This is a genomic window from Terrihabitans soli, assembly GCF_014191545.1.
Taxonomy (GTDB): Bacteria; Pseudomonadota; Alphaproteobacteria; order Rhizobiales; family Methylopilaceae; genus Flaviflagellibacter; species Flaviflagellibacter soli.
Map to the genome: position 1 here is coordinate 2,017,023 of NZ_AP023361.1, position 20,957 is coordinate 2,037,979.

20 protein-coding genes, 1 tRNA gene and 1 riboswitch are annotated in these 20,957 nt (G+C 63.2%); of the genes, 13 read left to right on the top strand and 8 right to left on the bottom strand.

What is annotated here, in order from left to right; all coding sequences use genetic code 11:
- Nucleotides 1–99 precede the first annotated feature (99 nt).
- From IZ6_RS10440 to IZ6_RS10450, 3 genes are all read left to right on the top strand, one after another.
- Nucleotides 100–4,944: an apolipoprotein A-IV repeat region-like domain-containing protein gene (locus IZ6_RS10440; RefSeq protein ID WP_222874995.1), complete on the top strand. Its 4,845-nt coding sequence runs from the start codon at nt 100–102 to the stop codon at nt 4,942–4,944.
- Nucleotides 4,945–5,064: 120 nt separating this feature from the next.
- A complete protein-coding gene (gene dgcA / locus IZ6_RS10445; RefSeq protein ID WP_222874996.1) occupies nt 5,065–6,048 on the top strand; it encodes an N-acetyl-D-Glu racemase DgcA in 984 nt (327 codons plus the stop codon).
- Between the two features lie 122 nt (nt 6,049–6,170).
- The gene (locus IZ6_RS10450; protein WP_222874997.1) at nt 6,171–6,860 is read left to right on the top strand and encodes a hypothetical protein; all 690 of its coding nucleotides are present in this window, start codon (nt 6,171–6,173) and stop codon (nt 6,858–6,860) included.
- Here the strand turns inward: IZ6_RS10450 and IZ6_RS10455 are convergent.
- The 4 genes from IZ6_RS10455 to IZ6_RS10470 all read right to left on the bottom strand — a co-directional run bounded on the left by IZ6_RS10455 (nt 6,848) and on the right by IZ6_RS10470 (nt 10,694).
- On the bottom strand, nt 6,848–7,879 hold the full coding sequence (locus IZ6_RS10455) for a glycosyltransferase family 4 protein (RefSeq protein ID WP_222874998.1): 1,032 nt from the start codon (nt 7,877–7,879) through the stop codon (nt 6,848–6,850). The genes IZ6_RS10450 and IZ6_RS10455 overlap by 13 nt on opposite strands.
- Nucleotides 7,880–7,901: 22 nt before the next feature.
- A complete protein-coding gene (locus IZ6_RS10460) occupies nt 7,902–8,726 on the bottom strand; it encodes a UDP-2,3-diacylglucosamine diphosphatase (protein WP_222874999.1) in 825 nt (274 codons plus the stop codon).
- Nucleotides 8,727–8,794: 68 nt separating this feature from the next.
- Entirely contained in the window at nt 8,795–9,613 is an 819-nt protein-coding gene (thiD, locus tag IZ6_RS10465) for a bifunctional hydroxymethylpyrimidine kinase/phosphomethylpyrimidine kinase (RefSeq protein ID WP_222875000.1), read from the bottom strand.
- A riboswitch (TPP riboswitch) is annotated at nt 9,605–9,716 on the bottom strand. It overlaps the preceding gene by 9 nt.
- Nucleotides 9,717–9,758: 42 nt before the next feature.
- Nucleotides 9,759–10,694 (bottom strand): DMT family transporter, encoded by a 936-nt coding sequence (locus tag IZ6_RS10470; protein ID WP_222877610.1) that lies wholly within the window; start codon nt 10,692–10,694, stop codon nt 9,759–9,761.
- 257 nt (nt 10,695–10,951) lie between these two features.
- On the opposite strand from IZ6_RS10470, the gene IZ6_RS10475 reads away from it, so the two are divergent.
- From IZ6_RS10475 to minE, 10 genes are all read left to right on the top strand, one after another.
- Nucleotides 10,952–11,170: a hypothetical protein gene (locus IZ6_RS10475; protein ID WP_222875001.1), complete on the top strand. Its 219-nt coding sequence runs from the start codon at nt 10,952–10,954 to the stop codon at nt 11,168–11,170.
- Nucleotides 11,171–11,303: 133 nt separating this feature from the next.
- Nucleotides 11,304–12,017 carry a hypothetical protein gene (locus tag IZ6_RS10480; protein WP_222875002.1) on the top strand — a complete coding sequence of 238 codons (714 nt, stop codon included), beginning with the start codon at nt 11,304–11,306 and terminating at the stop codon, nt 12,015–12,017.
- 105 nt (nt 12,018–12,122) lie between these two features.
- Entirely contained in the window at nt 12,123–12,713 is a 591-nt protein-coding gene (locus IZ6_RS10485) for a hypothetical protein (protein WP_222875003.1), read from the top strand.
- 116 nt (nt 12,714–12,829) lie between these two features.
- A complete protein-coding gene (locus IZ6_RS10490; protein WP_222875004.1) occupies nt 12,830–13,348 on the top strand; it encodes a GAF domain-containing protein in 519 nt (172 codons plus the stop codon).
- A gap of 120 nt (nt 13,349–13,468) precedes the next feature.
- A tRNA-Lys gene (locus tag IZ6_RS10495) sits at nt 13,469–13,544 on the top strand.
- 178 nt (nt 13,545–13,722) lie between these two features.
- The gene (locus IZ6_RS10500) at nt 13,723–14,268 is read left to right on the top strand and encodes a hypothetical protein (protein WP_222875005.1); all 546 of its coding nucleotides are present in this window, start codon (nt 13,723–13,725) and stop codon (nt 14,266–14,268) included.
- Nucleotides 14,265–14,906 carry a hypothetical protein gene (locus IZ6_RS10505; RefSeq protein ID WP_222875006.1) on the top strand — a complete coding sequence of 214 codons (642 nt, stop codon included), beginning with the start codon at nt 14,265–14,267 and terminating at the stop codon, nt 14,904–14,906. The genes IZ6_RS10500 and IZ6_RS10505 overlap by 4 nt, the downstream gene beginning before the upstream one ends.
- Before the next feature lie 530 nt (nt 14,907–15,436).
- Nucleotides 15,437–16,117 (top strand): septum site-determining protein MinC, encoded by a 681-nt coding sequence (minC, locus tag IZ6_RS10510; protein ID WP_222877611.1) that lies wholly within the window; start codon nt 15,437–15,439, stop codon nt 16,115–16,117.
- Between the two features lie 20 nt (nt 16,118–16,137).
- Entirely contained in the window at nt 16,138–16,953 is an 816-nt protein-coding gene (gene minD / locus IZ6_RS10515; protein WP_222875007.1) for a septum site-determining protein MinD, read from the top strand.
- The gene (minE, locus tag IZ6_RS10520; RefSeq protein ID WP_222875008.1) at nt 16,950–17,207 is read left to right on the top strand and encodes a cell division topological specificity factor MinE; all 258 of its coding nucleotides are present in this window, start codon (nt 16,950–16,952) and stop codon (nt 17,205–17,207) included. Before minD ends, minE begins: the two co-directional genes overlap by 4 nt.
- 27 nt (nt 17,208–17,234) lie before the next feature.
- On the opposite strand, the gene IZ6_RS10525 is transcribed toward minE, so the two are convergent.
- The 4 genes from IZ6_RS10525 to IZ6_RS10540 form a co-directional block, all read right to left on the bottom strand.
- The gene (locus IZ6_RS10525; protein ID WP_222875009.1) at nt 17,235–18,491 is read right to left on the bottom strand and encodes an EAL domain-containing protein; all 1,257 of its coding nucleotides are present in this window, start codon (nt 18,489–18,491) and stop codon (nt 17,235–17,237) included.
- A 92-nt stretch (nt 18,492–18,583) separates the two neighbouring features.
- Nucleotides 18,584–20,098, bottom strand: a complete 1,515-nt coding sequence (locus tag IZ6_RS10530; protein ID WP_222875010.1) for a tripartite tricarboxylate transporter permease — start codon at nt 20,096–20,098, stop codon at nt 18,584–18,586.
- Nucleotides 20,098–20,553, bottom strand: coding sequence for a tripartite tricarboxylate transporter TctB family protein (locus IZ6_RS10535; protein ID WP_222875011.1), 456 nt, complete (start codon nt 20,551–20,553; stop codon nt 20,098–20,100). The genes IZ6_RS10530 and IZ6_RS10535 overlap by 1 nt, the downstream gene beginning before the upstream one ends.
- Nucleotides 20,550–20,918 carry a hypothetical protein gene (locus tag IZ6_RS10540; protein WP_222875012.1) on the bottom strand — a complete coding sequence of 123 codons (369 nt, stop codon included), beginning with the start codon at nt 20,916–20,918 and terminating at the stop codon, nt 20,550–20,552. Before IZ6_RS10540 ends, IZ6_RS10535 begins: the two co-directional genes overlap by 4 nt.
- Nucleotides 20,919–20,957: the final 39 nt, after the last annotated feature.

The window sequence follows — 20,957 nt, forward strand, 5'->3', positions numbered from 1 at the left end:
CGGGAACGAACCGGGGGGTTCGGCTCACGTCCGTCGACGTCTTCCCGTGTAGCGCGCAGCCGACAGAGTAGTGCGGTACGGCAGCGAGGCAGAGTAACAATGGCGAACCTTCCCAGTGCGGCTCAAAACCCGTCAGATGCGGCACTGTCCGCTGTCGGGGAAGCCCTCCTCGAAAGTCCGGGTGGCGACGAGGATCTGTTCGGCCGGGACACGCCCCGCTCCGTCATCAACGCCAACCGCGCCGCCAATGACGACGCGCGTTCGTTCAGCCACATCATTCACGGCATGCAGCGCAAGGCTTCGGCCTTCCCGCTGATCGCCGCCTCCGCCGTGTCGGTCATCTGGGCCGGCGCCAGCATGTTCTTCGCTCGCGAACTCATCGGCGGCATCGATCTGTCCGCACCGGGCGGCGTTGCCCAGGTCGCCCTGCTCGCCATCGTCATCGCCGCACCCGTTCTCTTCTTCTTCACGCTCGCCGCCATGGCGCGCCGCGTTCAGGAAATGCGCATCGTCTCGCGCTCGATGGCGCAGGTCGCCATGCGCCTGTCCGAGCCGGACAAATCGAGCCAGGCCTCCGTCGCCTCGCTCTCCGAAGCCGTACGCCGCGAAATCTCCGCCATGGATTCGAGCATCGAGCGCGTGTTGACGCGCGCCGGCGAACTCGAAGCCACCGTGCGTGGCGAAGTCGTCTCGCTTGAGCGCGTCTATCAGGACAATGAGTCCCGCCTGCGCGGCATCATCAACGATCTGCGCCTGCAGCGCGAAGCGCTCGAAAAGAATGCCGGCGACCTGTCGGCGTCGATCGAAAGCGCCCATGCCGGCCTTGCCGAAGAAATTGCCGCCGCCTCGAACGAACTCACCTCCTCGATCACCGATGCCGGCAACCGCGTCACCCGCGTGCTCGGCGAAAAGGGTATCCAGATTACTGAGGCCGTCGGCACCGCCGGCGAGGGCCTGATCTCCTCGGTCACGACGCAGAGCAACAGCGTCATCGAGCGGCTCAACGACACGAACCTCACCTTCAACCGCAATCTGGCGGAAACCTCCGACCGTCTCGCCTCCGAGCTCGGCCAGCGCGCGATCAGCATTCAGGACACGCTGCTGACGACGTCGAACGACATCACGCGCACGTTCGACGAGCGCTCGCGCGCCGTTGCCGACAGCTTCACGACGACGAGCAACAAGATTTCGGATTCGCTGGAAGAGCGTGCCCAGTCGATCGGCCTGACGCTGACGACGACGACCGCGAACCTGACGCAGACGCTGGCTCAGAAGGGCGAAAGCGTCTCGCGCGCCCTGATGGAATCCTCGTCCATGGTGACGACGACCCTGTCGGCCCGCGCCCAGGAAATCGCCGAGACCCTCGTCTCGACCGGCACCAACCTGACCAACACCCTGACCGACCGCGCCCGCGAAATGACGGACGCGATCTCGGATACCGGCGCGCGCATCGCCGAGACGATCTCGACGCGCGGCGAAACGGTCAACGCAACACTCGAGCGTTCGGGCAAGGAAATCGCGACCGCCTTTGCCGACCGCGCCGAAACGCTCACCCAGACGCTCATGGCGACCAGCCAGGACGTGTCGAAAACCATCACCGAGCGCGTCTCCGACGTGAACGAGACCCTCAAGACGACCGGCGACAGCCTCGTGCTGGGCCTGTCGCTGCGCGGCTCGGAAGTCACCGCCAAGCTCGACGAGACCGGCACCCGCATCACCGACATTCTCGGCGAGCGCGGCAACAATCTCGCCGACCGCATGGAATCGGCTTCGATCCGCATCCACGAAGCCATTGTCGGCCGCGGCGAGACGCTCGAGCAGAGCCTCGAAGAGGTCGGCAACCGCGTCATCGAAAACATCGACACCCGCATCTTCGCGGCGCGCGATGCGCTGGAATCGGGCGCCCGCAACGCCGAGGATCTCCTCGCGCAGCGCGCCGAAGCCGTCGAACGCACGCTGATGACCGCCAGCGACCGCATCGCTTCGACCATCGGCGAGCGCGGCGAGCAGCTCACCGAAAAGCTGACGTCGACCGCCGACCGCATGCACGATCTCATCGTCATCCGCGGCGACGATCTCGAAACCCGTATCTCCGCCGCCGGCGCGAGCGTCACCGAAGCTCTGGTGCGCGGCGCCGACAGCTTCCACGAGAGCCTCGCCGAACGCGTCAATACCAGCGTCATGCATGTCCGCGACGCGCTCGACGGCGCGGCGTCCAGCCTCGGCGATCAGCTCGTTTCCCGCGGCAGCGAACTTGCGGCGCAGGTTGCCTATGTCGGCACCGAGCTTGCCCAGTCGCTCGCTCTGCGCACCATGAAGATCAACGATCAGCTGGCCGAAACCGCCGATCAGCTGTCGGGCACCCTCCTCCATCACGGCTCGGCCGTGACCGACGCGATGTCTCACTCGCTCGGCGAGATCAATCAGCTCATCTCGGGCCGCGCGCAGGAAATCGCCGACAAGCTCGGCAATGACGCCGCCTTTATCGACTCGACGCTTGCGAGCCGCATGCGCGAGCTCGAAGAGGTCATCACCGTGCGCGCGCCGGGCATCGTCGAGGCGCTGGAACAGCGCACGGCGCAGCTCGACACCTCCTTCGTCGCCGGCACCGAAACCCTGTCCTCGGTGCTTGGCCGCCACGCCAAGACGTTCGATGCGCTCGTCCAGCGCCAGACGGCCAATCTCGACACGGCCGTATCGGCCCGCCTCGACGGCTTCCGCGATACGGCCGGCGCCAAGGTCGAAGAAATCGGCGAGCAGCTCGACGGCCGCATGCAGCGTATCGGTTCGGGCCTCGATGCCCGCGTCGAGACCTTCAACCAGATGCTGGCCAACCGCACGACGGACATGTCGCGCGCCCTTTCCGAAGGCGGCCGCGAACTCTCCGAGACGCTCGACGAGCGCGCCCAGCGCTTCGCTCACGATGTCAGCGAGCGCGCCAACGCCGTCGTCCAGGTGCTCGAAGACCGCGCCCAGTTCGTCAACTCCTCGCTCGGCACCAAGGCAACCGAAGTCGCCGAGACGCTCGACAGCCGCATCAGCCGCTTTGAGGAAACCGTTGTCGGCCGCCTCGATGCCGTCTCCTCGACGCTCGACCAGCGCGGCACCGATATCGCCGACCGTCTCTCGGGCCGCGTCGAAAGCGTCACCGACACGCTCGTCGTTGCCGCCAGCGAAGTCGAAGAAAGCCTCGACAAGCTCACCAAGGGCTCGATCGAAGCGCTGCGCGAGCGCACCATCGGCCTGTCGGATACGCTCGGCGAACGCGCCGCGGAAATCTCCCGCGTGCTCGACGAGACCGGCGGCCGCTTCGTGCAGACGCTCACCGAGCGCAGAGCCGATCTGTCGAGCGAAGTGGCCCGCGCCGGCGAAGCCGTCGTCCGCGCCATGGAAGAACAGACCGATGTTGCGACCTCGGCCCTCTCTTCGGCGGTCGACCGCATCCGCGACGAAGTCGCGCTGACGGTCACCGGCGTCACGACCACCATCTCGGGCGAGACGCTGCGCGCCGCAGCGGAACTGCGCAATGCCGGCGAAACGCTCGGCGGCTCGGTCAACACCTCGCTGCAGAGCATTCAGTCGACCTCGATCGCGATCTCCGATCTCGTCGCCCGCGCGGCCGAGACGGTCGAGCATCTGGCCGGCGCCACCGGCGAGAAGAACGCCGCGCTCGCCGAGCAGATCGATCAGCTCCGGGCCGTCGGCAAGGGCGTGCTCAACGACCTGTCGGGCCTCACCACGCGCTTCGACCAGCAGGGCCGCGCCCTCACCCATGCGGTGAACGCACTCGGCTCGACGCAGCATGCGATGGAAGACACGCTGGAAGCCCGCCGCCGTTCGCTCGAGGCCCTCGCCCAGACGATCGACAGCCGCGCCCTGGCGCTCGATGGCGTGCTGCAGGGCTTTGCCCGCGTCATCAATGAGAGCCTCTCGGCGGCCGAAACCCGCGCCCGCGACGCATCCGCCTCGCTCGCCGACAACCTCGCGTCGACGACGCGTTCGATGCAGGAACAGTTCGGAACGCTGCGCCAGGCCTCGGCCGAAGAGCGCGAGCGCACCGCGACCGCTCTGCGCGCGACCTATCAGGAAGCGCTGACCGAAATGACCTCGATGCTGAAGACGGCGTCGGAAGGCCTCGGCAATGTCGCTCAGGACATGCGCGGCATGACCCAGTCGATCCAGGCCGATCTCGAAACGACGCGCGAGGAAGTCTCCCGCGGTATCGCCGCCATGCCGCGCGAGACGCAGGAAAACACGACCGCCATCCGCCGCGTCGTCTCCGAGCAGATCAAGGCGCTGAACGCGCTGTCCGAGATCGCCGCGCGTTCCGGCAGCCAGCACGATGCGGTCGAGCCGCGCTCGTCCGAATATGCCTACTCCGAGCAGCCGGTGCGCGAACGCGTCACCGAAGGCGCGCCGCAGCGCCGCGAGGCCCCGGCCCGCGCGCAGCAGCCGCGCCGCGAAGAGCCGTCGTCCGGTGGCGGCGATGGCGGCTGGCTCACGGGCCTCCTCGCCCGCGCCTCCGACGGCGAGCAGATGCCGAATGTGCGCCGCGGCGGCCGTCCGCCGGAAGCGCGCCCGAACGCGCAGCGCCCGGTCCGCTCGGCGCTCGACGATCTCGCCGACGACATCGACCGGCTGGTCGACGATCAGGCGCAGGCGGAGCTGTGGGAGCGTTATCGCCGCGGCGAGCGCAATGTCTTCTCGCGCCGCCTCTACACGCCGGAAGGCGTGCAGGCCTTCGAGGATCTGCGCGGCCGCTACAATGCCAGCCGTGAGTTCCGCCAGACGGTCGACCGCTATATCGGCGAGTTCGAGCGCCTGCTCGACGAAGTGTCGCGCAATGAGCGCGACCCGGCGGTGGCGCGCAGCTATCTCTCGTCGGACACGGGCAAGGTCTACACTTTGCTCGCTCACGCCGCCGGCCGCTTCGACGACCGCTAATCTTTCCTGTCGGGGGACGGGGACCAAAAGAAAGGGCGCCGCAAGGCGCCCTTTTTCTTGTCCGCACCGGCCGCAATCCCGGTGTAACAAGGGAGCCGATTTGAAGCTTGGGACGGGCACGTGGCTGAGGCGCTGAACATCAAGGTCGAGACCTGGCCGATCGCCGGGCGCTTTGCCATTGCGCGCGGCGCCAAGACCGAGGCGCATGTCGTCGTCGCCGAGGTCACCGGCCGTGGCCACACCGGCCGCGGCGAATGCGTGCCTTATGCGCGCTACGGCGAGAGCGTCGACAGCGTCGTCGCTTCGCTCGAGAGCGTTGCCGCCGACATTGCAAACGGGTTGCGGCGCGCGGAGCTGCAGGCCCGGATGAAGCCCGGCGCGGCGCGCAACGCGCTCGATTGCGCGCTCTGGGATCTCGAGGCCAAAACCACGGGCCGCCGCGTGTGGGAGCTTGCGGGGCTCCCCGCCCCTCAGCCCGTCACCACCGCCTACACGATCAGCCTCGGCACGCCGGATGAGATGGCGGCGGCGGCAGCAAAAGCATCCGCACGGCCGCTGCTGAAAATCAAACTCGGCACGGATGGCGATTCGCAGCGCCTTCTTGCGGTGCGGCACGCGGCGCCGAAAGCCGAACTCATCGTCGATGCCAATGAAGGATGGACGAAGGCGAATCTCGACGCGAACATCCGCGCCTGCGCGGATGCGGGCGTCACGCTGATCGAACAACCCCTTCCCGCATCAGACGATGCGTTGCTCGAAAGCATCGCCCGCAAAGTTCCGGTCTGCGCCGATGAGAGCGTGCATGGCCGCGCGGGTCTTGCGGCGCTCCGCCGCCGCTACGATGCGGTGAACATCAAGCTCGACAAAACCGGCGGCTTGACGGAAGCCATCGCGCTGGCCGCGGAAGCCGAAAGCCTAGGATTTTCAATCATGGTGGGATGTATGGTCGGCACATCCCTCGCTATGGCGCCGGCGCTTCTCATTGCGTCCCGCGCCCGCTTCGTCGATCTCGACGGGCCGCTTCTTCTCGCCCGCGACCGCGCGGAAGGCCTCGTATACGAGGGTTCATGCGTCCATCCGCCCGCGCAAGGACTGTGGGGGTAACCGTACACGGAAGGCTTGTGAAGATTGGCCCTGAAGGGGATTTCCCTTTAATCTCACGGAAATCTCTCTCGGCGACCTTGCCTCGGTGGGCAGGCTGTGAGTCGGAACAGGATAAGTTGGGTATGACGCCGCCTTCGCCCCCAAGCTTGCCCGAAGAGGATTATGAGGCGATCGAAGCCGCGGTGATGGAAACCGCGCGCGGGCGCTGGTTCCTCATGGAATTTGCGCGCCGCAACCGCAACGCCGATACGACGGTTCTGCTCGAAGCGATCTCGCGCCTCGAACATCAGATGACCGACGGCAAAAATGCGCCGACAACGCCGCATGGGCCCGTGACATCGACCGCTCTCGTCACCAGCGCCAAAGCCGAACTCTTCGCCGTCGAGCCGCCGCCGCCGGCAACCGCCGTCGCCTTCCCGGCTCTTCCCGAGCCGCCGGAACTTGCCTGGGTGGACGAGCCGGAAGTCGTGATCGATCGCGACAAGCCGATCCACGGCGACATCTTCCATCTCGACGACGATCTGATCCTGCCGGCGGAACCGGTGCAGCCGGCGCCCCCCGCAGGCGCTGCGCCCGCAGCCCCTCCTCCGGCGCCGAAACCGGCCGAGCCGCCGCGCGCGCAAGTACCCGAACCGCAAGCCCCGGCCCAGAGCCGCATGCTCGCGGGTGCGCTCGCCTCGGCAGGAGAAGCCATGGCGCGCGCCTCAGAGCCCGCACCGCCGCCGCCGCCGAGCACGTTCTCGCCGCCCGCCGCTGAACCGGCGGAGCTCGATGCGCTGAGCTTCGAAGAGAAGTCGGTTTATTTCGGCTGAGATTTCTTCGCCGCGGGCTGCGCCTTGGCGCGTTCCATTTCCCGCAGGAACATTTTCGCGCACGCCGCCCAGGAATGCTTCAGCGCCAGATCGCGCGCATCACTCCGCTTCAGCTTCAGCGCCTTCAGCGCCGCCTTGCCGAGATCCTTGTCGAGCGCGCCGGCCTTCGTGCCCTTCAGCACATCGATCGGCCCCGTCACCGGATAGGCGGCAACCGGAACGCCGCTCGCCAGCGCTTCGAGAATGACGATGCCGAATGTATCGGTCAGGCTCGGGAAGACGAAGACATCGGACGAGGAATAAGCCTTTGCGAGATCCTCGCCGGTCTTTTCGCCGAGGAACTTGGCTTTCGGAAATCTCTCCTGAAGCGATTTGCGCGCCGGCCCGTCGCCGACGACAACTTTCGTGCCCGGCAGATCGAGAGAGAGAAAGGCTTCGATATTCTTTTCGACCGCAACGCGTCCGACATAGAGGAAGATCGGCTTCGGAAAATCGAGCACGCGCTTCTTGCGCGGTCGATAGGTCTCGGCATCGACGCCACGCGTCCAGGGCCGCACTTTGTCAAAGCCCTTGGCTTTCAGTTCCGCGGCGAGCGATTTCGTGGCGACCAGCGTGCCGCGGCCGGCATTGTGAAAACGGCGCAGCCACCAATAGGACCAGCTCTCCGGCACCGGCAAACGGGCGCGCAGATATTCGGGAAAGCGCGTGTGGTAGCTCGTCGTGAAGCTCCAGCCGCGATTGATCGCAGCGCGCCGCGCCGCCTGCCCGAGCGGACCTTCGGTTGAGATGTGGAGATGGTCCGGCCCGAAGGCTTCGATCTTCTCAGCGACCTTGCCGGGCCGCGTGATGGCGAGGCGGATTTCCGGATAGGTCGGCATTGGAACCGTCCGGAACAGATCGGGTGTCAGGAACAGAACGGTATGGCCGAGAAGACGCACTTCCTCGGCGACACGCTCCAGCGTGCGCACAACGCCGTTCACCTGCGGATGCCAGGCGTCCGTGACGATCAGGATGCGCATGGAAGGCGTGTGACCCTTTCGGTCAGGCGGCGGAGCGAGCGGCAGTTGGGGCTGCCAGCTGGGCCTGTTCCTGATCATCCTGCAGAAGGCGGATCGGCGTCCACCGGATAATCTCGAACGTCCCGTCGTAATTCTCCGCGACCGCGGTGCAGCTTTCAACCCAGTCGCCGGTGTTGATGTAGCGTATGCCGCTGTCCATGTCGCGCAGAGCTGCGTGATGGATGTGGCCGCAGATCACGCCCTGAACGCCAAGCCGCTCGGCTTCCTTGGACAGAGTGTCCTCGAATTCCGAAATGAAATTGACGGCGTTCTTGACCTTGAGCTTCGCCCAGGCCGACAGCGACCAATAGGTGAGCCCGAGCTTGCGGCGGAAGAAGTTGATGTAGGTGCTGACGCCGAGCGCGAACACATAGGCCCAGTCGCCGAGCAGCGCGAGCCATTTGGCGTGACGCACGACCATGTCGAAGAAGTCGCCGTGAACGACGAGATATTTGCGGCCGTCCGCGCCTTCGTGGATCGCTTGTTCGACGACATCGATGCCGCCGAAATGCGAGCCGTAATAATCGCGCAGGAATTCGTCGTGATTGCCGGGAATATAGACGATCTTGGCGCCGGCCCTGCCCTTGCGGAGCAGTTTCTGCACGACGTCGTTATGCGTCTGCGGCCAGTACCAGCCGGACCTCAAACGCCAGCCGTCGACGATGTCGCCGACGAGGTAGAAAGTGTCGGCGTCGTGCACGCGGAGGAAGTCGAGAAACAGCTCCGCCTGGCAGCCCTTGGTGCCTAAATGGATGTCCGAGATGAAGAGTGTGCGGACACGGCGATTCGTAGGGCGTAGTGCATTCATGCACCCCACTAAACACCGTTTCATATCGCTTTTATGACAGTGAAAAGCGGCCTAAACGCCTTGGAAAATTAACCTTTCCAGAGGGCGTGGAAATGGTGCACCGGGCCGTGCCCGTGCCCGACATCGAGCTCGTCGGAGGCGCGGATGGCTCCCGAAATATAGGCCTTGGCGATGGCCACCGCGCTTTTGAGATCCTCGCCATGAGCAAGGCCGGACGCGATGGCCGAGGACAGCGTACAGCCCGTGCCATGCGTGTTCTGCGTCGCAACACGGCGGGCCGTAAAGCGGCTGAGCCCCGTCTCGTCGATCAGGATATCGACGCTCTCCTGCGTCGTGCCGTGGCCGCCTTTGATCAGGACGGCGCGGCAGCCGAGCTTCATCAGCTTCTCGGCCTGCCAGATCATGTCCTCTTCGGTTTCGGCGACCGGCTCATCGAGGAGGGCTGCGGCTTCCGGCATGTTCGGCGTAATGACAAGCGCTTTTGGAATGAGGATGGTGCGGAGCGCCTCGACCGCTTCAGGCACGAGAAGCCGGTCGCCGGACGCCGCGACCATCACCGGATCGACGACGATCGTGCGCGCACCGTAGCGCGTCAGTGAGGAAGCGACGGTCTCGATCACTTCCGGCCGCGACAGCATGCCGATCTTCACCGCTTTGACGTCAAGATCGTCGAACACGGACGACAGCTGTTCGGCGATGAAAGGCGGCGGCACGTCGTGAATCGAACGCACGCCCATCGTGTTCTGGGCCACGAGCGCCGTGATGACAGTCGCACCATAGACGCCGAGCGCCGAAAAGGTCTTGAGATCGGCCTGGATGCCCGCCCCGCCCGAAGGGTCGGTACCGGCAATAGTGAGCGCAATCGGAATATGGGTATGGGACGTCATTTCCCGCTTTCCTCCGCCGGCATGACCCGGATCAGGTTCGTGGGTTGGCCGGCCGAAATGGCCGCCTCTCAGCGTGTTTCCACACGCACCCCAAGCAGACGGGTGTCACATAAAGGCCAGCCCTCCCCAGCGCAAGCCATGGGGCTCAGGCCGGGGGCTGGGCTACTTTCTGGGCCCGGGCGCGCTCGATGCCGCGCCGCCGCTCGTCCCGGATGACGAGGAAGCCCGACAGGATGACGACAAGCCCCCCGGCCAGGCCGAACCAGCCCGGCAGATCGCCGAAGGCCAGCCAGCCGATCGACAGCGCCCAGATGAGCGTCGTGTATTCGAAGGGCGCAATGACGGAGGCCTCGGCATAACGGTATCCGGAGGTCAGGAAGATCTGGCCGACGCCACCGAGAATGCCGATCCCGACCAGCGCCACGGCCGTCCAGACATCGGGCCAGACCCAGCCGAACGGCAGAGTCGCAAGTCCGAACAGCGTCGAGAACACTGTGAAGAAGAAGACGACGGAGGCCGTCGTTTCCGTCTGCACGAGACGGCGGATCTGGATCATGGCGCAGGCGGTGAAGAAGGCGCCGCCAAGCGCAAACAGCGCGCCTTCGAGCGCCCGCATCCCCTCGCCGCGTCCGCTGGCAATGGCGCGCTGCATCTGTCCGTCGGTGATGTGCGGCCAGAACATCACCGCAACGCCTAAAAGGCCGAGCAGCACCGCGGCAACGCGCGGCACGCGCAGCGGCTCACCGAGAACGAGCGCCGCCAGCACAACGGTGATCAGCGGCGACGCATAATGGATCATGGTCGCATCGGGCAAAGGAATGCGCGCAAGCCCTGAAAACATGCAGAACATCGCCAAAACGCCGACACTCGAGCGGATGAAATGGCCGCCGGGCCGCGCCGTGCGCACATCGCCGAGCTGGCCTTGCCAGAAGAGCCACAAGAGAATCGGCACAAGAGCAAAAGCCGAACGCGCGAAAACCACTTCGCCGGCGGGCACATCTTCGCCGATCGAGCGGATCAGCGCGGCCATCACGGTGAAGCAGAACGCCGATGCGATTTTATAGAGAATGCCGGTCAGCATAGCGCGCAAGAAAAAAGCCCGCGCGCCAGACGGTGGGCGCGCGGGCCTTGGTGGTGTGATCGCGAAAACAGAATCACTCTAGCGCCTCTCCGACCGGAGCGAAGCGCAAATCTCCGTGATCGGTCATGCGCCGGTTGCAGATCGCAACCGGGAACTTTGGACTTGCCGCGCCGTTTGGTCGTTCGGACATGCGCCTGCAATTTCTCTGTCACGGCCAAGGTCCAGATTGGCCGCGGGATCGGCCCGGAGTTGAAGCGATGTCGGACGTTTACCTTATCGAAGTCGGCGGCCGGGCGGTCGGGCTGGTGGCCCGGGACGAGGACGGCCTTTCCTACCGGTTTCATGCCGCCGTTCCGCGGGCTTTCGGCCTCGACGGACGGGTGTTCAAAACCCCCGACGACGCCCAGGCGGCGGCCCGTAAGGCCTTGGGCGCAAAGCCCTCCGAGGCCCCCTCCCAGCTCGAGGATGCCGCCTGAAACGGGTAAACATAGAAGGTGGTTACCCTGCGTAGAAATAAGGCAAGGAAGCTCTTGATTTTGCACCGGTAGATCGTGCTAGGTTTCCGTCCTGAAAGGGCAGTTAAGCCCTTCATCAGGGGGAAACGAAGAAATGAAACATCTTAAATTTGCTTCGCTGGTCGCTCTGTCGCTGGCGATCGGCGGTGGCTACGCCTATGCCCAGACGGCGCCGGCGGCCAAGGCTGAAGAGAAGAAGGAAGAGATGCCGAGCCCGGCAGTCGAGAAGTACGCCCGTGACTTCCTCGCCAAATGGGGTTCGGATCCGGAGCTGATCGCTGCGGTCAAGGCTTCCACGGCCGAGCACAAGAAGCTCTCCTATGACGACGTCGAAATCCTCGACAACCAGTGGCGTGCCGCCAAGGTCAAGGACTCGAAGGAAGAAGACGACGTCAAGGCCGTCAAGAAGTCCCTTGGCAAGCTCAAGGAAATCGCTCCGGACAAGGACGACAAGGCCCATCTCGCGGCCGGCGAAGCGCTCATCAAAGCGGCTCGCGGCAGCGCGACCTCGAAGTTCCTGCAGAAGCAGCTCGAAGCCGCTCAGCCGAAGGACGCCGTCACCGAAATCTTCGTGATGGACGGCTGGGGCTGGAACGTCGGTCAGACCGGCGGCACCTCGGACTACTATCAGGGCGACGAAGGCAAGTGGCAGAAGACCTTCGCGAAGGGCGACGCGAACGAAGTTGAAGTCCTCCCGATCGTCGAGGAAGACGGCATCCGCTACAGCCAGATCTCGCTGCCCATCAAGGACGGCGACAAGAACATCGGCGCCGTGACCATCGGCGTCGACGTCAGCAAGGTGAAGTAATCCGCACGGATTGCTCTTGCCGCACAGGCTCGAGAAAAGGGCGGCCTCGGCCGCCCTTTTTTCTTGAGACTGCTTTCTCGAATATCCGAGTGAAGGGTTTTGCCGATGAGGCCGTCCGTTCTCGTTGCTCTGCTCGTCATGGCCGCCTCACCGGCCGCCGCACAGCAGGCGCTGGATACCGGTATGGAACACAAGCCGCGCGTGACGGCCTATGCGCGCGACTTCATCAAAGGTTTTGCCGACGATCCGATGCTGCATGCGGTCGTCCGCGAGTCGACCAAATCGCACCGCAAGCTCGACTGGGGCGAAGCCCGCGCCCTCGACCGCCGCTGGAAGAACGAACTCGCCGACAAAACGCCCGACGGGCTGGTCGACACGGTGTCGCATAACGCCTTGTCGAAATGGCTGAAGCAGCAGCAGGACGGCGCACCGGGCGGCGCGGTGACGGAAATCCTCATCATCGACGGGCTCGGCTGGAATATCGGCCAGACCCTCGTCACCTCCGACTTTTTCCAGGGCGACGAGCTGCAATGGCAGGACATATTGCCCAATGCCCCCAATGCGGTCGCGGTCTCGGAGCTTGAGGACAACGGGCACGGACAAAAGAGCCTGGCCCTCGTCTCCCTGCCCATCACCGACGGAGACACCAATATCGGGGTCATAACCCTCGGCGTGGACGTCAGTAAAATTCCCTGAGCGGCCTGCCAAGCTCCATCTCGCGGCTATGTATTTCTACGCGCGCTTTTGGAAACCAGCTATTCACAGTTGTAGAGGCTCTCTATCCGCTGCGCGCAATCGGCGGCGGACGGCATATGCAGGCGAAAAAGGCCCTTCTGGAATGGAACACGGACGAGGCACGGGTCTCCGCGCTTTACCGTTTTGCCCTATCGGCACTCCTCGCCTCGCGCGAGGTCAGCTGGATTACCGGCATGACGGCCGAGAAATTCGGCGTTAAGGCCGTCAGCATCGCCTTCATGGAAAAATCGCATCTGCGCTTCCGTCCGAAGGTGAGCGGAGCCAAGGGCCTCCTGCCGCGCAGCGAGGCCCTCTGCCGCGAAACCATCGATAGCGGCCGGACCATCGTGGTCGAGGATTTGTGCGCGGACCACGCCTTCGCCAGCGCTCCAAGCGTCGTGAACCCGCCTCATCTGCGCTTCTTCGCAAGTGCGCCTATTACCTTCGAGGAAGAACAGCACCGGATCGGCGCACTTGTTCTGGTCGATACGCGGCCGCGCGAGTTTCCGCCGGCCAGCTCCGCCCTCCTGGAATCGATCGCCTCCCATATCGTGCCTTGGCTTCTCGACCCCAAACGGGGTGATTTCCGGATCTGACAGCCAAAAAACGCTGTGCTGGCCTGGAACTCTCCGCCAAACGTTTCGGGGGTGGACAGCCCCCTCCCGTCTGTTACCTCGACCTCCCGCGCGGAAACACCAAATTCCGCGAGACGGTGCGGGCGCATAGCTCAGTTGGTAGAGCAGCTGACTCTTAATCAGCGGGTCCTAGGTTCGAGCCCTAGTGCGCCCACCAATCTTCTCTCAGAGACAATCTGGAAAAGACGGTGGAACGGTTTTTTCCGCCCCTCACCCGGCTCGAATCCATCCTGCCCCAGCGAAAACGACTAACCGACGAAACCGGCGCTGATACCTCACAATCCCTTGACGCATAGGTTGCATTAGGGTGAACTTATGCTGGGGCTGGAAGTTGAATGTCTTCGCAAACTACTGATTTAAATGCGCTTTATGGAGCGGTCTTTGACCCAGGCGCTGACGTTCGAGAGCCAGAAAAAGCTCGGCGGCAACAGACACTGTTTGCTCTCAATAAATATCACGGCACCTTAAAAGCCATGATGGCCGCGGCAGAAAAGAAGGCTCCGGCCTCTTACTGTCTCTTCAACGAATTCAGCTATTTGTGGCTCGTAAACGCGAAAGGCGCGATTCTCCTGGCTTTGGAAGAAACTCTGGAAAGCTCTGACTCGGAAACCACCTATCCGGCAGCCCGGTCGTGCAAGTTGATTTCAAAAGACATGAAGCTTGGTCATCCCGCGCTGCTAGCGTCCCAGAAAGGTGCTCGGATCGCCGGGGAAATTATGTTTGATCTGACCTCGAAACCGCCTGGCTGGATCATAAATAACAGATCTGGAAGGTATGGCTCGGCCAAGATTGGCCGGACGAGAGATCACTTGGTCAACGTCGCCAAGCTGTTCAAAAAATACGACATTACGGTTAGGCCTAGCTTCTGGGCGGGCGCATGAGAGAACTTCACAAACTCGGGCATCTCACACCAGGCGAGCTGAGCAAGGCCGCCAGAGCCCTGAAACGCAAATCTTTAAAATTCGAGCAGTTCGTGTCGGACTGTTTGGAGTCTGTGGATCACCTCCACCGTAGCGTTTCGACGATTTCCAAAGGTGATCTCGAGGATATCTCGCTTCGAGCTGGAGATACTCGAACAATTATGGCTGAGGCGGGACTACCGTTTGATGATTTTCCGATCAACAGGTCTAAGAATGACGCGAGGGTTCTATTTTCGCGAGGAGTCCGCGGTTGTAACTACTACGAGCTGGTAGACTTACGGGAAGAGATGCTGAAAGCCGAGTCAGCTCCGGCCACGAACGTGAAAATAGTTGGCGAGACAAAACTCGAGCATCCAATGACCAAGAGTGTCGTTGAACTTTTGGCAGCGTCAGTCGCGAAGAGCGGAACTACGCCTTCTCCTGCCGAAATAAAAAAGCTCCGGCAGTTCGTTCAGATCAGTGAGGCGTTCAAGACATTTAGTGCAACAATCAAGAAGTTTAAGGCGCTTCACGGAGAGACTAGAAAGCCGGTGAAGGATGCCCCTGCCAGCAGCGGTACACGCGTGAAGGCGACGCGAGATAAGCGGCCAGTCAGATAATCCGAGATTCTCAAGAGTCTAGAATTGGCGGCAGCGGTCCACGCCTTTCCGATTAGTCGCAATTGCTCCGCCCTAGGAGCATGATTGAGAGCGGACGGCACCTGATCACCCTTCACCATCTCCCAGTACTGTATCTTGTAAATATCGTTGCGCTCTCGGCCGCGTCGTTCGCGAACGCTTGATATTTGGAGGGTGATTTCTCCGTCAGTGCATTGAGTCGCCACCTTAGCCGCGATCAGCGGATAGCCCTGCCCGTCCGTACGCCAGCCCGGATCTTCCGTGACTGCCTTGGCCCTCGACGCATCGGCGCGCTCGCCGGAAAGCCCGATAAGCGAACGCCGAGCCAAATCACTTCGCTCGTGCAACGAGCATTGCGGCAGCAGCGTGGAGCCGCGCGGCAAACACACAGGATCTTATTAGCAAGCGCTTAACTGATGTTAACAGGCCGTTAACCGTACCGCCTCCAGTCTGCCGGCAGTTTCCAGTGTCCAGTAGCGGAGGTCGCCTTGTCGACGATCACCAAGAACTCCATGCGTCTGATCGGACGCTCCTACATGGCCTTCGCACTGACGCCGGAGGCGCCGGTCGCAGACTGGCTTGCAGACCTCGACGTCAGGCTTGCCCGCGCTCCTGAATTCTTCGCCGATCGGGCGGTTGTCCTCGACCTGACGAGCGTCAGGCTGAGCCGCGCGGGAATAGAGCACCTCGTCGCAGGCCTACTCGAACGCAAGGTGCGCGTGATGGGCCTTGAAGGCGTCGATCCGTCCAAGCTCGGACCGAGCCTGCCGCCGCTCTTACACGGCGGGCGCGCCGCCGCAGCAGCAGAGATCGTGAAAAAAACCGGCCCGGCAGAAAAGCCCGCGCCCTCATCTCCCCGGCCGACGTCATTACTGCTCAATGAGCCCGTACGCTCGGGCCAGTCGATTGTTTTCCCCGAGGGCGATATCAGCGTGCTCGGCTCGGTCGCGTCGGGAGCGGAGATCGTCGCGGGCGGATCGATCCACATTTACGGAACGCTTCGCGGCCGCGCCATGGCCGGCAGCCTCGGCAACAATCCCGATGCGCGCATCTTCTGCCAGAAAATCGAAGCCGAGCTGCTCGCCATCGGCGGCTATTACAGGACGGCAGACGAGATCGACGACACGCTGCGCGGCGGCGCCATGCAGGCATGGCTCGACGGCACCGAGCTCAAAATCACAGCACTGCAATAACAACAGAGGGGGTCCGCAAAATGTCAAAGGTAATAGTAGTGACATCCGGCAAAGGCGGCGTGGGGAAAACCACGACAACCGCTGCTCTCGGCGCCGCGCTCGCACAGGCCGGCGAATCCGTGGTGGTCGTCGATTTCGACGTCGGCCTCAGAAATCTCGATCTGGTCATGGGCGCTGAGCGCCGCGTGGTGTTCGATCTGATCAACGTCATTCAGGGCGTGGCCAAACTTCCGCAGGCGCTGATCCGCGACAAGCGGCTCGACACGCTTTGGCTTTTGCCCGCCTCGCAGACGCGCGACAAGGATGCGCTGACCGAGGACGGTGTTCAAAAGGTCATCGCCGAGCTCCGGGAGAAGTTCGACTGGGTGATCTGCGACAGCCCGGCCGGCATCGAACGCGGCGCCATGCTGGCGATGCGGCACGCCGATGCGGCCGTCATCGTCACCAATCCCGAAGTGTCGTCGGTGCGCGATTCAGACCGCATCATCGGCATGCTCGATTCAAAGACCGAGAAGGCGGAGAAAGGCGAGCGGATCGAAAAGCATCTGCTCATCACGCGCTATGATGCGGCGCGCGCTTCGCGCGGCGAGATGCTGTCGATCGAAGACGTGCTCGACATCCTCTCGACGCCACTGCTCGGCATCATTCCCGAGAGCGAGGAAGTGCTGAAGGCTTCGAATATCGGCACGCCCGTCACGCTGAGCGACCGGTCGAGCGCGCCGGCCCAGGCCTATATCGAGGCGGCCAGGCGTCTCCAGGGCGAAGACGTCGAAATGACGATACCGCTTGTGAGGAAAGGATTGCTCGACAAGCTGTTTGGGCGGAGGGCCGCATGAGCATGCTCAAACTGTTCCAAAGGAGCGGCTCGGCACCGGTCGCGCGCGAACGGCTTCAGATCCTGCTCGCTCACGAACGTAAGAGCGTCGGCCGGTCCGATTTGCTGTCCATTCTCCGCGACGAAATCCTCGCGGTCGTCGCAAAACACGTCGCGCTCGATCCGGACAAGGTCGAGATCAGGATGGACCGCGGAGAGTCCGTATCGACACTCGAGGTCGATATCGAAATTCCAAGCAAGTTCGCCACGGCCTGAGCCCGAAGAGTTCCGGCTATCGCGGTCTCAGGATGCCGCGCGGCCGACTTTGCTCTTGAGAAGCTGGGCAAAGCGGACGCGATCCATCGCGTCGGCAAAAACATGCCCCTGCGCGGAATGGCAGCCGAGATTTCTGAGGAAGGTTGCGTCGGCCAAAGTCTCGATGGAATTGCAGCAGAGATTGGCCTTGTAGATCTTTGCGAGATCGAGCGCCGCGCGGCAGATGGCGGCACGCGCCGGATTTTTGCTGACATCCTGCCCGATCTCGGGATGAAGCTTGATCTCGGCCGCGCCGATTTCGGAGAGATCAGCCGTCATGGTGTTGCCGAGCCCGAAATTGTCGAGCGAGATGACGACGCCGTGCTGGCGCATCTTCGCACCGAATTCCTTCAGCTCGTCGATCGCCGCAATCGTATCGACCGCATCGACTTCGACGATGAGGCCGGGCCAACGGCTGTCTTCCGGGCGGTGGGCGCGTATGAGGTCTGAAAACTCTTCGATCTCCAGCGCTTCGAGCGGGATGTTGACCGACAGAACGAGATTGAAGCCGAGACGGTAGAACGGCTCCCAGGAGGCCAAAGCCGCCCGCATCGAGCCGAGGCCCAGCAGGCGCAAATCCTGCGCCGTCGAATGCGGAAGGAAGGAACCGGGCAAAAGCTCGCCATGGATCGGATGCTGGACGCGCGCCAAGGTCTCGGCGCCGGCAAGCTGCATCGTGCGCAGCGCGATTTTCGGCTGATAGGCGAAGCTCATCCATTTTTTGCTGAGCGCGGTTGCCAGATGCACGGTCGCCTGCCCGGCGGAATTGCGCGACAATCCTTGCGTCTCAATGACTTCGATCAGATCCTCCGGCATCAGCAGCGCCGGCATCGGCGGCAGAACGCGCGGGCCCCCTTTGATGCTCGGCAGATGCACGATGCCGTGCCCGGCCCCGATCGGCTGCACGAGACCGTCATAGGAGATCGATGCCAGCCGGGTGACCGTGTCCGACGCCTTCGCCGGATCGTCGAAACTCGAAATGACGAGATGCGGCTTGCGCTTGCCGAAATCCTCCGCGTCGATCGATGCGACCTCGCGGACTTTCATGCCACTGCGCGACAAGGCCTGAAGCACGTTCGAGCGCTCCGGTCCAAGCGGCTGGACGACGACACATTCGGTTGAGCCCAGAACGGGTTGGCCGCCGGGAGGCGGCGCGTCCGCCGGCGACAGGACACGCGGACGGCGGGAAGGCTTGGGGCGCTTCCCGAAAAACCGGTTCAGAAGATCTTCGATCGTAGACTGCACGTTCGGTCCTCACGACCCCCGCAGGGACCATGAAAGCGCCTTGACCGTAAATACGCGCTTAAGCCGCTCGATGGGCTTATAGGCAATCGCCGCTAATCGGTCTCTTCGAACACTTCCTTGCGCTTTTTGGAAATGCCCGGGAGAAGGACGATGACCAGGGCGATCACCGACAAAGTCAGCAGGACGGCGCTGATCGGCCGTTGGGCGAAATTGATGAAAATTGTCGGATCGCCGCGCGAGATGATCATTGCCCGCCGCAAATGCTCCTCGAGCAGCGGGCCGAGAACAAAGCCGAGGAGAAGCGGCGCCGGCTCGCAATCGAGCTTCAGCAGCAGCCAGCCGACGGCGCCGAACAGCGCGATGGCGTAAAGATCGAACGGGTTGTTCGCGACCGAGTAAACGCCGATCGAGGCGAAGGCGATGATGGCCGGAAACAGCGTGTGATAGGGCACGCGCAGGAGACGGACCCAGATGCCGATCAGCGGCAGATTGAGGATGACCAGCATCAGATTGCCGATCCACATCGAGGCGATGATACCCCAGAAGAGTTCGGGCTGGCTGCGCGCAACTTCCGGACCGGGCACGATGCCTTTGATGATCATCGCGCCGATCATCAGCGCCATTACCGGGTTTGCCGGAATGCCGAGCGTCAGCATCGGGATGAAGCTCGTCTGCGCGCCGGCATTGTTGGCGCTTTCGGGCGCGGCGACACCCTCGATCGCGCCTTTGCCGAATTCATGCGAATAGGGCGAGATGCGCTTTTCGATCGTGTAGGCGGCAAAGCTCGCGAGGATGGCGCCGCCGCCGGGCAGAACGCCGAGCAGAGAGCCGAGCGCCGTGCCGCGCAGGATCGGCGCCACCATGCGCCCGAAGTCTTCCCGTGTCGGCATGAGGCTCGTGACCTTGGCGATTACCGCATCGCGCGTCTTCTCGCCTTCCATATTGCGGAGAATTTCGGCGATGCCGAAAACGCCCGCCGCGACCGCCACGAACGAAACGCCGTCGGCAAGTTCGAGCTGATCCATGGTGAAGCGCGGCGTGCCGGTATAGATGTCGGTGCCGACAAGGCCGAGCATCAGGCCGAGCACGATCATGGCCAATGCTTTCAGCACCGAGCCGTGCGCCAGTGCGACCGAGCAGACAAGGCCGAGCACGACGAGCGAGAAATATTCCGGCGGGCCGAATTTCAGCGCGACTTCCGTCAGCGGCGGCGCGAGCAGCGCAATGACGAAGGTCGCAACCGTGCCGGCGAAGAAGGAGCCGATGGCGGCGGCGGCGAGCGCCTGGCCCGCCCTGCCCTTGCGCGCCATCTGATAGCCGTCGACCGAAGTCACCGCGGACGAGCTTTCGCCCGGCAGATTGATCAGGATCGCCGTGGTCGAGCCGCCATATTGCGCGCCGTAATAGATACCCGACAGCATGATGAGCGCGGGCGTCGGATCGAGCGGATAGGTGATCGGCAGCAGCATCGCCGTCGTTGCCGTGGGCCCAAGCCCCGGCAGAACGCCGACCAGCGTTCCGAGCAGAACGCCGATGAAGCAGTACATGAGGTTTTCGGGCGAGGCGGCCGTCGAAAGGCCGAGCGCGAGGTTATGAAGAATGTCCATTACCAGAACCTCACCCAGGGACCGAAGAGCTCGATCGGCAGGCCGAGCCCCCATTTGAAGACGGCGGCGCAGAAGATCGAAAGGCCGATCGACAGCGCAAAGGCCAGCGGCACCGTCATCTTGCTGGAGGAGAAGCTCGAGGCGAGCGCGACGATGAACACCGCCGGCATCAGGCCGATATTCTTGAGCGTCAGACCGAAAATGACCGTCGAGGGCAGGATCAGAAGAAGCGCGCGCCAGGGAATAACGCCGAAATCGACATCGGGCTTGCCGAAGCTTTTCGCCGAGATGAGCACGCCGAGAAAGATGATGAGGCCGCAGAGCACGAGCGGGAAATAACCCGGGCCCATGCGTGTTGCGGTGCCGATATCGAGATCGCGCGCGCCGACCGCAAACAGAAGGCCGATGACGATAAAGACCAGACCGCAGATAAGGTCCTTGCGATTGACGGTCATGAAGCTCCCCTCGCCTCAAACTGTTCGAGCGACCAGTGGTTCATCAGCACATCATAATGGACGCGCGCCGCATAGCCGGTGCGGATACGCGCATCGCGTGCACCGCGATCGAAAAAGGAATGGATGTCGTGCGTACACGAGCCCAGATAGGACACCATGGAGGCTTGCATCCATGGGAAATCGGGATCGTCTTTTTCGGTAAGCCCCGTACGCTCTGAGACAAAGCGCTTGGCGATCATATAGGCCGTCTCGCCGCTTGTGCATTTGTCCTCGCGCGCCAGAGCAACCGGAAGTACGGCGAACAGGCCGAAAAACAGCGCGGGATAAACGAGCCTTGCGGCGATGAAGCGTGAACGCGGGGTCATTGAAACAAAACCGGCCCGCTTTCGCGGGCCGGTTCCTTG